Consider the following 14617-nt stretch of genomic DNA (forward strand, 5'->3'; position numbering starts at 1 on the left):
GCACCCCCGGAAGGGGCCGGTGATACGCGAATGGCGGCCCGGACCGGTCGCCCGGCGGGGCCGCCATCAGGTGGCGCTGTTCCCGGAGGGAGCACAGGGCTCCCGGAACGAGTCAGGGGATCTCCCGGAGGAACGCCTCAGGACGCCTGGCGCTCCTGCTGCTCGTCGTGGCTGATCTCCAGCGCGCCGGAGTCCCCGAAGGTGAGCCGGCAGGTGTCCGCCCGGTAGGTGGCGATGGACACGGCCGCCGTACCGCCCGCCGCGAAGTAGCGGGTGGTGACGACGAGGACGGGGGCGCCGGGGAGCCGGTCGAGTTCCCTGGCGTCGTCCGCGCGCGCCGACCCCAGCTCCACCGAACGGTCCTGGCCCTCCAGGCCCAGCCGGTGCAGTTCGCGCAGCACGGCTCGGGCGCGAACGGTGCCGGACGGTGCGTCGATCGCGGAGAGGTCGGGGACCGAGGAGGCGGGTACGTAGAGAAGCTCGGCCGCCACCGCCTGGCCGTGGGTGTCGCGGATACGGCGCACCACATGAACGGGCTCGGTGCCGGTGCCGAGCATCGCGGCCACCGCACCGGGAGCGGCCTCATGGGCGCAGTCGACCGGCTGCCACGCCTCGCCCGCCACACCGCCGGTCCACTCGTGCTGGGCGGTGGAGACGGCGACGCCCACCCGCGGCGGGGCGACGGTCGTGCCGACGCCTCGGCGGCGCTGCAGCCGGCCTTCGAGTTCGAGCTGCTCCAGAGCCTGCCGGAGCGTGGCACGCGCGACTCCGAACCGTGCCGCGAGGTCCCGCTCGTTGGGCAGGATCTCACCCACCGCGAAGTCCGAGTCGAGTGCCTCACTGAGCACGGTCTTGAGGTGCCAGTACTTCGGCTCCTGCACCGATTCCAGCTGCGTGGTCCCCACCAAGTCCTCCGCAATCGCCCAGCGACTCTTCCGCGACGCTATTTATTAAAGGTTCCTGTCTTAAGGTGACCTTAGGGTGGCGCATCCCCTTGGTCAAGACCAATCCTTATTCCGCGACGGAACGAAACGGGACTTTGGCGCAGAGCGTTCACAAGACGTTCGCGGTGCCGTGGGCAGCGCGCAGCATGAAGCCCCACCACCGGGCCGGTGGCGGGGCGTCGGCCGGTCGGCCGTGGAGCGGGTTCATCCGGATCACCCCTGGCCGGAAAGCAGGCGTGATCAGGCGGCGGAGAGTCCGGCGAGCTTGTCCGGATTACGAACGATATAGATGCATTGAATGATCCCGTCGCGCATCTCGATCTGGAAGAAAGTGTCCGCCTTTCCTCCGACAAAGCACGCCACACCGGGCCCGCCGTTGAACTCCGCGATCCGCACGTCCCACTCCGGCCCGACCTCCTGGCCGACCGCGGCGAGGAACCGTCCGACCCTGCCGGCGCCCTCGATGACCCGCAGCGCCGCCTTCGCCTTGCCCCCGGCGTCGCTGACGAGCCGGACGTCCGGCGCGAGGAGGGCCATCAGCTGTTCGACGGAGCCGCCGGACGCGGCGGCCAGGAACCGCTCGGTGAGGTCGCGGCGCTCGGCCGGATCGACGTCGTAGCGCGGTTTGCGCTCCGCCACGTGGCGCCTGGCGCGCCCGGCTAGCTGGCGGACTGCCGCCTCGGTGCGGTCGAGGGTGGCGGCGATCTCGGCGTACGGAAAGCCGAAGGCCTCCCGGAGCACGAAGACCGCCCGCTCCAGCGGGGAGAGCGACTCAAGGACGACGAGTACGGCGAGGGAGACGGAGTCGGCGAGGACGGCCCGCTCCGCCGCGTCGGGCGCGGTCGGCCCGGAGCCCCCGAAACCGGTGACGACCGGTTCGGGCAGCCAGGGGCCGACGTACGCCTCGCGGCGGGACGTGAGGTGGCGCAGCCGGTCGATGGCCAGCCGCGTGATGATGCGTACCAGGAAGGCTCTCGGCTCGCGGATGCCCTCCTGGGCCACGGACGACCATCTCAGCCACGCCTCCTGCACCACGTCCTCGGCGTCGGCGACCCGGCCGAGCATGCGGTAGGCGACGCCGGTGAGGACGGGCCGGTGCTCCTCGAAGACTTCGGTGGCGGGGTCGGCTGTCACCGGCCCATCCCAGCCGACCCGCCAGGTGGTGTCCAGCGGGAATCGCCGGAGCCCTTGAACTCCAAGCTACCGGACGGTAATTGTTGTTGACGCGATGTCTACCCACTCCAGGGAGCAGCTCCATGACCACCACGGTCTCCTTCACCGTCGATTCCGCGCACGGCCCCCGTCCGGTCTCGGTGGAGTACCAACGGACCGGTGCGGGTGAACCGTTGGTCCTGCTCCACGGCATCGGCCACCACCACCAGGCCTGGGACCCGGTGACGCGCATCCTGGCCGCCGAGCGCGAAGTCATAGCCGTCGACCTGCCCGGCTTCGGCGCGTCTCCCGCTCTGCCGGACGGAGTCCCGTACACCCTGGAGGCGCTCCCCTCGGTCTTCGAGGCCCTCTTCTCGGCGCTGGACCTGGACCGCCCGCATATCGCCGGCAACTCCCTCGGGGGCCTGTTCGCCCTGGAGCTGGGGCGCAGGGAGCTGGTCCGCTCGGTGACCGCGCTCTCCCCCGCGGGCTTCTGGAACGAGCCCGAGCGCCGCTACGCCTTCACCACCCTGCGGGCGATGCGCCGCGCCGCACTGGCCCTCCCGGTGCCCGCGATCGAACGGCTCTCCCGCAGCGCGGCCGGCCGTACGGCGCTGACCAGCACCATCTACGCCCGGCCCGGCAGGCGTTCACCCGAGGCCGTCGTCGCCGAGACCCTGGCCCTGCGGGGAGCGACCGGCTTCCACCAGACGCTGGCCGCCGGCGGGAGCGTCTCCTTCACCGACGACGTGAAGGGCATCCCCGTCACCGTCGCCTGGGGCACCCGCGACCGCATCCTGCTCCGGAAGCAGGGGATCCGCGCCAAGCACGTGATCCCGGAGGCCCGGCTCGTCCGGCTGCCCGGCTGCGGGCACGTCCCGATGAACGACGACCCGGCGCTGGTGGCCCGCGTCATCCTCGACACCAGCCGCTGAGGGGGCGGGGCGCGGGCGCCCCAGGACTCCCGAGCCGAGCGCCACCCCGGCGGCGACCAGCAGACTCCCCGCGCCCTGCGCCATGCCGTACGCCCCCGCTCCGACGAGCGGTGCGGTCAGCGCGGCGGAGACCGGGATGAGGCCGGAGAAGAGGGTGGCCCGTTCGGCGCCGATGCGTTGCAGGCCGGTGTACCAGCAGACGAAGCCGATCACGGTCACGACGACGGCCTGCCAGAGCAGCGCCGTCGTCTCGGCCGAGGTCGGCGCCCGCAGGAACGCCGTACCGTCCAGCACCAGGCCGAGCAGCGCGGACTGCACGGCGGCGATCGCGCAGACCGTCGCCGCGAGCAGCTTCGGACCGAGCGGCCTCAGCACCGGTACGGCCAGCACCGCGAAGCCGACCTCGCCCGCGAGCGCACCCACCGACCAGCAGACGCCCGCCGGATCGGTGTGGCCCCAGCCCTGGACCGTGAACGCTCCGGCGGCGACGAGCCCGGCGGCGTACAAGGTGGTACGGGAAGGACGGCGGCTCTCCAGAAGAGGGACCAGGACGCCGACGACGATGGGCGCGCAGCCGACGAAGACGCCCGGAACGGCCGGCTCCGCGGTCCGTTGCGCCGCCAGGATCGCCAGGTTGAAGCCGACCATGCCGACGGCGGCGAGCAGACCGAGCCGCAGCCACCGGCGCCCGGAGAGCCTTCGCAGCGGTACGGCGACGGGGTCGGGGCCCCGCCGCAGCAGGGCGGCCAGGAGCAGTGCGGCCAGGCCGTAGCGGAGCGCCTGGCCGCCCGCGTACGGATAGTCGCCAAGGACGCTGTTGGCGGTGAAGGAGGCTCCCACCAGCACACAGGCGAAGGCCGCCAGAAGGGCCCCGCGCAGAGAGTTCGCGTTCATGACGGTGACGCTAGGTCCGGCACCGGACCGGTTTAAGGTCCACTTCCATGACGTCTTCGGGGACCAATCCGACCGACGCGGACGGCCCCGGCCGGTCCGGCGGTCTCGATTCCACCTCTCCGGCCTGGGAGTTGCTGCTGCCCGCCGCTGCCGCCCCGGCGCGCGGGCGGGGGCGCGCGCTCCGGTCCGCGCTGCGGGAGGCCGTACGCTCGGGCCGTCTCGTCGCGGGGACGAGGCTGCCGTCCAGCCGGGAACTCGCCGCGGATCTCGGGGTCTCGCGCGGGCTGGTCACCGAGGCGTACGAGCAGCTGACCGCCGAGAGCTATCTGCGCAGCGGACGGGGCGCGGGGACCTGGGTGAGCGGCGGAGTGCGCGCGGCGGCGCACTCCGTACGGGATCTGGCGCCGCGTACGCCGGGCGCACGGGTGGACTTCCGGCCCGGCGTCCCCGACCTCGCCCTCTTCCCGCGCGCCGCGTGGGCCACCACCCAGCGGACGGTGCTCGGCCGGCTGCCGCACAGCGCGCTGGGCTATCCGGATCCGCGCGGGCTGCCGGAGCTGCGGGAGGCGCTGGCCGGACTGCTGGCCCGGCGGCGCGGGGTGGTGGCCGATCCCGAGCGGCTGGTGGTCTGCTCGGGGGTGGCGCAGGCGACGACGCTGCTCGGCTTCGTACTCCGCGAGCAGGGCCTGGCCTCGGTCGGGGTGGAGGACCCGGGGAGCCCGGAGCACGCGTCCCTGTTCGCGGCGACCGGCCTGGGCGCGACGCCGCTGCCCCTCGATGCGGAGGGGGTGGCGCTGGGGCCGCTGCGGCGCTCCGGCGTGCGCGCCGTGGTGACCACTCCGGCGCACCAGTTCCCCACCGGAATCGCCTACTCCGCGGAGCGGCGCCGTGAACTGCTCGACTGGGCGCGGGAGGCGGACGCCGTGGTGATGGAGGACGACTACGACGGGGATTTCCGCTACGACAGGGCTCCGGTGGGTGCTCTGCAGGGGCTCGACCCGGAGCGGGTCGTGTACACCGGTTCGGTGAGCAAGTCGCTGGCTCCGGGGCTGCGGCTGGGCTGGCTGATCGCCCCCGCGTCGCTGACCGACCGGATCATCGCCCGGAAACGGACCATGGACCTGGGCAATCCCGCCATCGACCAGGCGGTGCTGGCGGACTTCATCGTGCGCGGCGCCTACGACCGCCAGCTGCGCCGCTGCCAGCGCGCGTACCGGGAGCGCCGGGACGCCCTGGTGTCCGCCCTCGCCGAGCACTTCCCGGGTACGGCGGTCAGCGGCATCGCCGCCGGGCTCCACATCATCGCGCGGCTGCCCCGGCGGTACGGCCCCGAGGGCGCGTTCCTGAGCCGTGCGGCCGGGGCGGGCGTCGCGCTGCGGCCCTTGAGCGACTGCGGGGACGCGGGGCCCGAGGACGGCTCGGTGGCGCTCGTGCTCGGCTACGCGCATCTGGGGGTGGGTGAGATCTCCCGGGGCGTCGAACTGCTCGCGGCGGCGCAGGCAGCCCCGCGCGCACGTGGCCGTCTCTGAGGGCGCCTTGGACCGGTCATGTTCACCCGGCGTTGGGGAGGCGGCCTCCGCGGCCCACTAGGCATGGGGGCGGAGACCGGCTCCGGCTGCGGCCTCCGCCCGCCCGTTCCGCCCACCGCCCTGGAGGCGCTCCGATGCCGCACCGCCCGCGTATCCCCTCGCCCGGCCGCCGTACCGTTCTGCGGGGCTCGCTGCTCGTCCCGGCGGCGGCCGCCCTGCCCATGGCCGTGGGTGCGGCTCCCGCCCTGGCCCTGGCGGGGCGGCCGGAGGCGGCCTGGGGTGTGCAGGTGGGGAGCGTCACCGCCTCGTCAGCGCTGGTGTGGGTGCGGTCGGACCGGCCCGCCCGGATGGTGGTCGAGACCTCGGCGAGCGAGTCCTTCCGCCGCGCCCGGAGCTGGTACGGGCCGCTGATCGGCCCGGGGACGGACTTCACCGGCACGACTCCGCTGTACGGCCTTCCGGCGGGCGAGCAGGTGCACTACCGCGTCACCCTGGCCGACCCGCACGACCCCCGCCGTACGGGCAGACCGGTGTACGGAACCTTCCGTACCGCTCCGGCCCGGCGCCGTGACGGGGTCCGCTTCCTGTGGTCCGGGGACATCGCGGGGCAGGGGTGGGGCATCAACCCGGACATCGGCGGCTACCGGGTGTACGAGGAGATGCGCCGCCTCGACCCGGACTTCTTCCTGTGCAGCGGGGACACCGTCTACGCGGACGGGCCGCTCCAGCCGAGCGTGACGCTGCCCGACGGCCGGGTGTGGCACAACGTCATGACCGAGGAGAAGGCCAAGGTCGCCGAGACGCTGGACGAGTACCGGGGGAACTTCCGCTACAACCTCCTCGACGGCAACGTACGGCGCTTCAACGCACAGGTCCCCTCCGTCGTGCAGTGGGACGACCACGAGGTGCGCAACAACTGGTACCCGGGCCAGATCCTCGACGACGAGCGCTACACCGAGAAGAACGTCGACATCCTCGCGGCCCGTTCCGCGCGCGCCTTCGGCGAATACTTCCCCGTGTCGGCGCCGCACGGCTCCTCCCGGCGGTCCCGTATGTACCGGACCGTCCACCACGGGCCGCTGCTGGACGTCTTCGTCCTCGACATGCGCTCGCACCGCAACCGCAACTCCCCCGGCCGGCAGGCCGAGGACACGACCGGCATCCTCGGTGCCGAGCAGCTGCGGTGGCTCAAACGCGCCCTCGCCGAGTCCCGCGCGGTGTGGAAGGTGATCGCTGCGGACATGCCGCTGGGCCTGGTGGTCCCGGACGGGGCCACGGACTTCGAGGCGGTGGCGCAGGGCGATCCGGGTGCTCCGCTCGGGCGGGAGCTGCAGATCGCGGAGTTGCTGCGGTTCATCAAGCACCGCAAGGTCACCGGCACACTGTGGCTGACGGCCGATGTGCACTACACCTCGGCTCAGCACTACGCCCCGAGCGGGCGGCGTTCAAGGACTTCGCACCGTTCTGGGAGTTCGTCTCGGGTCCGCTGGCGGCAGGGGGATTTCCGGCCAACGCGCTGGACGGCACGTTCGGGCCGGACCGGGTCTTCGTGCGGGCTCCTGACCGGGCCAATGTGTCGCCGATGGAGTCGCCCCAGTTCTTCGGCGAGGTCGAGATCGACGGGGACAGCGCCGAGCTGACGGTGCGTCTGCGGGCGGAGGGCGGCGCGGTGCTGTTCACACGGGTGCTGCGGCCGGGGCGCGTCGGTCAGTGAGGGCGCGGAGGGCGCCCGCTCCCCGGGCCGACCGGGTGCCCGGGGAGCGCCTCCGACCTGCACGGACGGTTGCCCAGGGCTCGTTGTCAGTGGTGGGTCCTACCGTTCTCTCCATGACCCGATCCGTTCAGGCCTTGGCCTACGCACGCCCGTCCGCCCTGGAGTCCTCGCAGGTGGGAGCCGCCCTCGGTCTGGAGACCGCAGGCGGTCTCACCCCGCGCGGGGCGGAGGCGCATCCGCGGTTCTTCGCCGGATTCCTCTCCGCCCCGCGCATCGCGGCCCGGGGGCTGCTGGCGGTGGCCGATGTGGCCGCCGCCCGCTACTACCAGCGCACCCTGCCCTCCTCTCTCGACCCGGTGGTGACGGGGAACGGGGACCGGCTGCGCTTCGAGTCGTTCTCCGGCTGCTGCGGGGTGTACGCGCGCCTCGATGTGCTCCAGGAGGGGCTGGACGGGGAGCGGACGGGCCACGGTACGACCAATGTGGACGTGAACGATCCGCTGCGGGAGGCCCTTTCCCGGATAACGGCGGACGACCCGCTGCATCTGCGGGTGGGTCCTGAGGAGTTGGCGGTCACCACGCTGGACGGGCCGGTGGTGGAGAAGAAGGTGCCGCTGCCGGACCGGTGGCTGCGGGGGTTCGCGGAGGCGCAGGTGGCCTCGGCCGGGTTCGATCTGCGGGCCGAGCTGCCGGCGGCGCGGGCGGTGGCGTTCCTGCGCTCCCTGCCGCGTGGTTCGGGGAGCGCGGGGCGGGGCGCGCAGTGGGTGGTGGCCTCCGGGGCCGGGCTGCGGCCGACGACCCGGCCGGTGCCGGGCGCGGTGTGCCTGCCGGGGCCCGAGCGGCTGGTGGCCCTCCAGCGGGTGCTGCGCCATGCGACGGCGTTGCGGGTGTACGGGCCTCCGGTGGTGGACGGTGCGCCGGTGGCGAGCGCGTGGGAGGTGGTCCTGCCGGGCATGCGGCTCACGCTGACGCTCTCCCCCGACTCCTCGCGGGGGTTCTCCGGTGAGGGCGGTGTGCTGGAGGCGCTGGCCACCGATGAGGCGGCGGCCGACGCCGAGCTGGTCTCCGTGCTGCTCGCCTGGGAGCCCACGATCGAACCGGCCTCCCTGGCCGAGCAGTCGGGGCTGGGTGTCGAGAGGGTACGGGCCGCGCTCACCCGGCTCGGTACGGCGGGCCGGGTCGGCTACGACCTGGCGGACGCGGCCTACTTCCACCGCGAGCTGCCCTACGACGCGGACCGGGCGGAGCGCCACAACCCGCGTCTGGTCGCCGCCCGCGAGCTGGCCGGTGCGGGGGCGGTGTCGCTGGACGGCGCGCTGGCGTCCGTGGCCTCCGGGGACCGGCGCTACCAGGTGCGCGAGAGCGACGGGCGGCTCACCTGCACCTGTCAGTGGTGGGCGGACTACCGGGGGAAGCGGGGCCCGTGCAAACACGCCCTGGCCGTGACGATGGTCCGGCGCGGCGCGACGGTCGCCGGAGGCGTGCGATGAGCGACGACCTGATCAGCGCTGTCCGCAACGGAAACCACCACGCGGTTCCACCGCTGGTGCTCGAGCTGGACCGGGCCGGGCGCAGGGCGGCGCTGGCCGAGCTGAAGGAGCTGCGCAAGGAGGCCCGGGACTGGGAGTGGCAGCGCCAGGACAGGATCCGCAAGGCCCTCCTGGTGGCCGGGGCCGGCTGCCACACGGGCGCGGCGGGCTGCGCCACCTGGATCGGCGGCCGTGATCTGCGCAGCTGGTCGCGGTCCCCGTACCCGCTGATCCTCGTGGCGCTGGGCGACCGCGATCCGGTCTGGCTGGGCGACCTGGCCCACCGGCTGGCGGGTCGCGCGATGGACTCGGAGGCGGAGTTCACGTTCATCAGTGAGCTGGCGCGGATGGCGGGATGCCCGATCCCGACGACGGACAGTGTCGTGGAGGGCTGGTCGGACCGGATCAGTTCGGCGCGGTGGAACGGCAGGTCCGGCAACCGGGTGCCGCTCATCGGCATCCTGCGCTCCGACCCGCACGTCGCCGTGCTGGCACCCCGGCTCTTCGAGCTGCCGGAGCTGCCGTCCCAGGTCGGCTGGTACGACACACCGGATTCGTCGGACCACTGGCCGGCCGCGCTCTGCGCACTCGCCGAGGAAGGGGTGCTGGACCGGTCGCAGCTGGCCGAACGGTGTGTCACCCGCCTGGTACGCGGCGGCAAGAACGGTGACCAGCGGTTCTTCCTCGCGGTGCTCCAGCAGCTGCACCTCACGGAGGACGAGGAGAGAAGCCACCTCCGCGACTGGATGGGGATGGCCGCCGACGCCATCTCGGTGGTGGCCTCCCATGCGCAGGACGTCCTCACACGTCTCGATGCCCGGGGTGAGCTGTCCACCCGGGATCTCGCGGAGGTGTCGGGCTCGGTGCTCTTCCGCCGGGAGAAGAAGCTGGTACGCGGCCAGTTGATCCTGCTGGGGAAGGTGCTGAGCCGGGATGCCGGGACGGCGGGTGAGCTGCTTCCGGTGGTCGCCGAGGCGTTCGGGAACGAGGACACCGCGCTTCAGGAGCGGGCGCTCAAGCTGATCGCGCGCCATCTCCCGGCCGACGACGCGCCGTTGCGGGAGGAGCTCTCCTTCGCGGCCGCCCGGTTGGGGCCGCTGCACCGGGAAGCGGTCAGCGCGCTGTTCGGGACGGCGGGCGAGGAGGCGCCGGCGGACGGCCCGTACGAGGAGCTGCTGCCCCCCGTGCCGGTGCTGTCCCGCCTCGATCCGGCACCGCAGACCGTGGCGGAGCTCGTGGAGGAGGTGGCGGCCCAGGTGAAGTCCCGTTCCTCCTGGCAGGGCTCCACTCCCGGGGCCCTGGCGGCGGCATCCGGGGTCTCCGCCTTCGAGCGCACGCTGGACGGGCTGGTCCGCGTGGCCCGCACCGAGCGGGCCGAGCTGGCGGAGGCGCTCCAAGAGGCCCTGGCCGGGGTGTGGCTCATCGAACACGGAATCGACCGGCGGCCCGAGCCGGCGTACGTGACGACGAGCGACGCGCTGGCCCTGGTGGTGGGCTCGCTCCTCGGGCGGATCTCCGAGAAGGACGTCACCTGGGGGAAGGAACGCTGGACGGGGACGGGGAGCTGCCCCCATGCCGCGCTGAACGGGGTGCTGCTCGCCCGGGCGTGGGAGGCGGCCGGTGCGGTGCGCTCCGGCGGGGTGCCCTTCCTGCTCGCCACGCCGACCTGGCACACCGGCTCGCTGGACGCGGCGGAGCTGGTCGAGAGGCTGCGGACGTATCAGCGCCTCGGGGTCGCCCCGGGGACCGCCGACTTCTCGCAGGCGCTGCTGCGCGTGCGGCGGAGCGGCGCGTCGGGGGCCGCCGAGGCCGCGGCGGCGCTCGGCACACCGCAAGGGGACCGGCTGGCCGCCTGGATACGGGCCGACGAGCCGATGGTCCCGGTCCTGCGCCACGGGCTGGCCGATGACCGGCCCTCGGCGGGCAACTGGTGGCAGCGGTCGGCTTCCGGGGTACGGCACGTGCTGCTCGCCACCAAGGAACGGCCGCTGATCCAGCAGGAGTTCCCCCGCTCCTTCCACTGGCTGGGCCGTGCCCATGTGCCCAGTACGCGGGAGTGCTACCACTGGGGTGCCGAGCAGTGCTCGCACTGGATCGCCACGCTGCCCGAGGACGGGGAGACCCTGGCGGCCTGGCTGATGCCGGATCTGCTGCGCAACGCCGACGAGGGGCCCCGGGGCGGGGCCTGGTTCCTGCCGCCGCTGATGGAGGCGGGCGGCGAGGCCGGTGTCGCGGTGCACCTCGCCCTGGCCTACGGGCTGGGATCCCGGCACCCCGAGGACCGGATATCCGCCGTGGACGCGCTCCTCGTGGTGGCCGCGCAGGGACGGCTCGACACCGCGCTGCTCGGGCGTGAGCTGGGGGTCCTCGTCGACCACGACCTGGTCAAGGTCAACCGGCTGGCCGACTCCGCCAGGACGGCGGCCGCGACCGGTGCGTACCGGACCGTGCTGGGGGTGCTGGCCTCGGTGCTGCCCACCCTGCTGGCGTACGAGAAGGCGCCCCGGGGCATCGGGGACCTGCTGGCCGTGGCGGCGGAGTGCGCCGAGCAGTGCGGTACGGAGGGGATCGAGCCGATCGCCGGGCTGGCCGGGACGGCCGGGCGCAAGGGGGCCTCGCAGACCGTCCGGCAGGCCGCGCGTCTGTCGAAGGCTTTCAAGGAGTGAGAAATACGGCTGAAAACCGACGATAGGCGAACAGATCCACACTTAACCCATCAGTCACAAGGTGTTCGTGATCAGGCAACACCATACGTTCACAGTAAGGATATGACTGATGTGACGTCTTCGAAGACCGCCCGCCGCCCGCACCACTGGCGGCGGGACCTGATCGAGCTGGCCGCGCTCTTCACCGCGGTCGCCGTGGCCGACGCCATCGCCAACCTGATCGGGCACCAGCCCGAAGGGCCCTACCTGCTCGTGGCGTCGGCCGTGGCCCTGGTGGCCACGGCGACGTTCCACACGTGGTGGGCGCGGCGCCACAGCAACGCTCCCCCGCCGAAGGATCGCGGCACGTCCGATCCGGCGCCCGCCGGGGCCACCGACCCGATCGACGGGGCCGGGGCGGAGGAGACGGTGCTGTGGCGGATGCGGACGACCGTGCGTGACGCCCCGGGGAGTCTGGCCGCGCTGTGCCTGGTGCTCGCCCGGTTCCGTATCGACATCCTGACGCTCCAGACCCACCCGCTCGCGGACGGGACGGTCGACGAGTTCCTGCTGCGGGCGCCCGCCTCGCTCCCGGCTCCGGAGCTGACCCGGCAGATCTCGGCCGCGGGCGGCACCGCCACCTGGATCGAACGGGCCGACACCCACGATCTGGTCGACACCCCGACCCGGGTCCTCTCGCTGGCCACCCGGACGGCGCTGGACGCGGCGGAACTGCCTCTCGCGCTGCGCCAGTTGCTCGGCCGGTGCACGATCCACTCGCTGCCCGCCGTCTCCGTCACCGGCCGCCCGACCGGGGAGAGCGCCCCGGTGGAGGGTGTGCTGGAGGAGACGGTGATGCGGCTGCGCGACCCGTCGGGCGGGGTCATCGCCGTGGAGCGGCCCTATCTGCCGTTCACCCCGACCGAGTTCGCCCGGGCCCGCGCCCTGGTGGAGCTGGACGCCCGGCTCGGCCCGCGGGTGCCCCGTAGCGAGGACATCCTCACGCTGCCCGAGGGCAACGAGATCACCGTGCGCCGCGCCGACCGCAGCGACCTGGCCGCCGCCCGCGCCATGCACGACCGGTGCTCCGCCGGCACCCTGGGCCTGCGCTACCACGGCCCGGTGGGCGACGCCGACCGCTATCTGGACCACCTGCTGAGCCCCCGGTTCGGCCGCACCCTGGCCGTCCAGACCACCTCCGGCAAGCTGGTGGCGCTGGGCCACCTCCTGTGGGACGGCGACGAGACCGAGGTGGCCCTCCTCGTCGAGGACGACTGGCAGCGCCGGGGCATCGGCTCGGAGCTGCTCGGCCGGCTGGTGCAGCTGGCCGAGGAGGCGGGCTGCGACAGCGTGTACGCCGTCACCCAGTCCCGTAACACCGGCATGGTCGCCGCGATGCGCGCCCTGGAGCTGCCCCTCGACTACCAGATCGAGGAGGGCACCCTGGTCATCACCGCACGGCTGAAGAGCGCTCCGGAGCCGACGCGTGCGCCGGACGAGCGGACCGCTCGGCCTGCCGCGCCCGAGGCCGTGGAACGGGCGCGGCGCTGAGCGCCTGACACAGGTCGGCCCAGAGGTCCTCGACGTCCTCCAGCCCCACCGACATACGCAGCAGCCGGTCCCCGACGCCGGAAGCCTGCCGGTCCCCCTCGTCCACGATGCGGTGGCTGATGGAGGCCGGGTGCTGGATCAGCGAGTCCACGCTGCCCAGGCTGACGGCGGGGGTGATGAGCCGTACGCCGGCGATCACGGCGTGCGGGTCCCCGTACACCTCGAAGGAGACCATCGCCCCGCCGATCGCCGGGTAGTGGACCCGGGCGATCCGCGGGTCGGCGGTGAGCCTGCGGACGAGCTCGGCGGCGCTCGTGGCGGCGGCCCGTACGCGGACCGGAAGGGTGGAAAGCCCCCGCAGCAGCAGGTATCCGGCCAGCGGGTGGAGCACCCCGCCGGTGGCGAACCGCACCTGGCGCAGTGTCGCCGCGAACTCCTCGTCGCAGGCGACGACCCCGCCCATCACATCACCGTGGCCGCCGAGGTACTTGGTGGCGCTGTGCAGGACGATCCGGGCGCCGTGTTCGACGGGGCGCTGGAGGACGGGGGTGGCGAAGGTGTTGTCGACGAGCAGCGGCACGGAGCCGCAGGAGTGGGCGACGGCGCGGATGTCGATCTCGGCGAGGGTGGGGTTGGCCGGGGTCTCGACCATCACCAGGCCCGTGTCCGCGCGGATGGCGTCGGCGATGCCCGCCGGGTCGGTCCAGGTCACCTCGGTGCCCAGCAGCCCAGCGCCCAGCAGGTGGTCGCTGCATCCGTAGAGCGGCCGGACGGCGACGACATGCCGCAGCCCTATGCTCGCGCGGGCCAGCAGGACCGCCGTGAGAGCGGCCATGCCGCTGGCGAACGCGACGGCACTGTCGGTCCCTTCCAGTCGGGCGAGCGCCGTCTCGAACCGGGCGGTGGTCGGGTTGTCGAGGCGCGCGTATACGGGCGGGCCGTCCGGCCGGGCGCCCGTGGTGGCGAAGGCGTCGATCCGCTCGGCCTCGCCACGCGAGTCGTAGGAGGGGTAGGTGGTGGACAGGTCCAGCGGAGGGGCGTGCAGGCCGAGCGAGGCGAGGTCGTCGCGTCCGGCGTGCACGGCTTCGGTGGCCAGCGCCCTGGACGGGGTGGGGGCGGGGGGCGTCGTCGAGACTTCGTTGTCCATGACAACACTCTGAACAGTTACCGGCCAGTCGCGGCCAGACTCCGTGTTACGTTCGCCATATGGCTGACTCCGTCGCTCTGGATCCGGTGGATCTGCACATTCTGCGGCTGTTGCAGAACGACGCACGGACCACCTACCGGGAGCTGGCGGCCGAGGTCGGGGTGGCTCCTTCGACCTGCCTGGACCGGGTGACCCGGCTGCGCCGCTCCGGGGTCATCCTCGGCGATCAACTGCGGCTGGATCCGGCGAAGCTCGGCCGGGGTCTCCAGGCGCTGCTCCTGGTGCAGGTCCGCCCGCACCGCCGTGAGCTGATCGGCCCGTTCGTCGACCGGATCCGGGCCCTTCCGGAGTCCCGTGCGCTCTTCCATCTCACCGGCCCCGACGACTATCTGGTGCAGGTGGCGGTGGCCGACGCGGCGGATCTCCAGCGGCTGGTCCTGGACGAGTTCACCTCGCGCCGGGAGGTGGCCCGGGTGGACACCCGGCTGATCTTCCAGCAGTGGGAGTGCGGGCCGCTGCTGCCGCCCGGCGAGCCGGACCGCCCGTGAACACCGGTGCGCCGACCCTCCTTGGAGCA

General features: G+C 73.3%; 9 protein-coding genes and 2 pseudogenes. 7 read left to right on the forward strand and 4 right to left on the reverse strand.

Going from position 1 to position 14617, the window contains the following annotated elements; all coding sequences use genetic code 11:
- Nucleotides 1-137: 137 nt before the first annotated feature.
- Nucleotides 138-905 carry a GntR family transcriptional regulator gene (locus D6270_RS03410; RefSeq protein WP_109166792.1) on the reverse strand — a complete coding sequence of 256 codons (768 nt, stop codon included), beginning with the start codon at nt 903-905 and terminating at the stop codon, nt 138-140.
- A gap of 279 nt (nt 906-1184) precedes the next feature.
- Complete coding sequence (gene sigJ, locus D6270_RS03415; protein ID WP_109166791.1) at nt 1185-2078, reverse strand: RNA polymerase sigma factor SigJ; 894 nt, start codon at nt 2076-2078, stop codon at nt 1185-1187.
- A gap of 122 nt (nt 2079-2200) precedes the next feature.
- On the opposite strand from sigJ, the gene D6270_RS03420 reads away from it, so the two are divergent.
- Nucleotides 2201-3031 (forward strand): alpha/beta fold hydrolase, encoded by an 831-nt coding sequence (locus D6270_RS03420; RefSeq protein ID WP_109166790.1) that lies wholly within the window; start codon nt 2201-2203, stop codon nt 3029-3031.
- Between the two features lie 48 nt (nt 3032-3079).
- Here D6270_RS03420 and D6270_RS03425 read toward each other — a convergent pair.
- Nucleotides 3080-3925, reverse strand: a pseudogene (locus D6270_RS03425) (DMT family transporter); the annotation flags it as partial.
- A gap of 47 nt (nt 3926-3972) precedes the next feature.
- Here D6270_RS03425 and D6270_RS03430 point away from each other — a divergent pair.
- The 5 genes and pseudogenes from D6270_RS03430 (at nt 3973) to D6270_RS03450 (ending at nt 12893) form a co-directional block, all read left to right on the forward strand.
- Nucleotides 3973-5454, forward strand: a complete 1482-nt coding sequence (locus D6270_RS03430; protein ID WP_109166789.1) for a MocR-like pyridoxine biosynthesis transcription factor PdxR — start codon at nt 3973-3975, stop codon at nt 5452-5454.
- 134 nt (nt 5455-5588) lie between these two features.
- Nucleotides 5589-7168 (forward strand): annotated as a pseudogene (locus D6270_RS03435) (alkaline phosphatase D family protein).
- Between the two features lie 113 nt (nt 7169-7281).
- Nucleotides 7282-8658: an SWIM zinc finger family protein gene (locus D6270_RS03440; RefSeq protein WP_109166787.1), complete on the forward strand. Its 1377-nt coding sequence runs from the start codon at nt 7282-7284 to the stop codon at nt 8656-8658.
- Complete coding sequence (locus tag D6270_RS03445; protein WP_109166786.1) at nt 8655-11363, forward strand: DUF7824 domain-containing protein; 2709 nt, start codon at nt 8655-8657, stop codon at nt 11361-11363. Before D6270_RS03440 ends, D6270_RS03445 begins: the two co-directional genes overlap by 4 nt.
- A gap of 111 nt (nt 11364-11474) precedes the next feature.
- The gene (locus D6270_RS03450; protein ID WP_109166785.1) at nt 11475-12893 is read left to right on the forward strand and encodes a GNAT family N-acetyltransferase; all 1419 of its coding nucleotides are present in this window, start codon (nt 11475-11477) and stop codon (nt 12891-12893) included.
- Here D6270_RS03450 and D6270_RS03455 read toward each other — a convergent pair.
- Nucleotides 12793-14040 (reverse strand): trans-sulfuration enzyme family protein, encoded by a 1248-nt coding sequence (locus D6270_RS03455; RefSeq protein ID WP_109166784.1) that lies wholly within the window; start codon nt 14038-14040, stop codon nt 12793-12795. The two genes, D6270_RS03450 and D6270_RS03455, sit on opposite strands and share 101 nt — an antisense overlap.
- A gap of 59 nt (nt 14041-14099) precedes the next feature.
- Between D6270_RS03455 and D6270_RS03460 the strand changes: the two genes are divergently transcribed.
- The gene (locus tag D6270_RS03460; protein ID WP_109166783.1) at nt 14100-14588 is read left to right on the forward strand and encodes an Lrp/AsnC family transcriptional regulator; all 489 of its coding nucleotides are present in this window, start codon (nt 14100-14102) and stop codon (nt 14586-14588) included.
- The last annotated feature ends 29 nt before the right edge of the window (nt 14589-14617 follow it).

This window comes from Streptomyces griseus subsp. griseus (genome assembly GCF_003610995.1).
Lineage (GTDB): Bacteria > Actinomycetota > Actinomycetes > Streptomycetales > Streptomycetaceae > Streptomyces.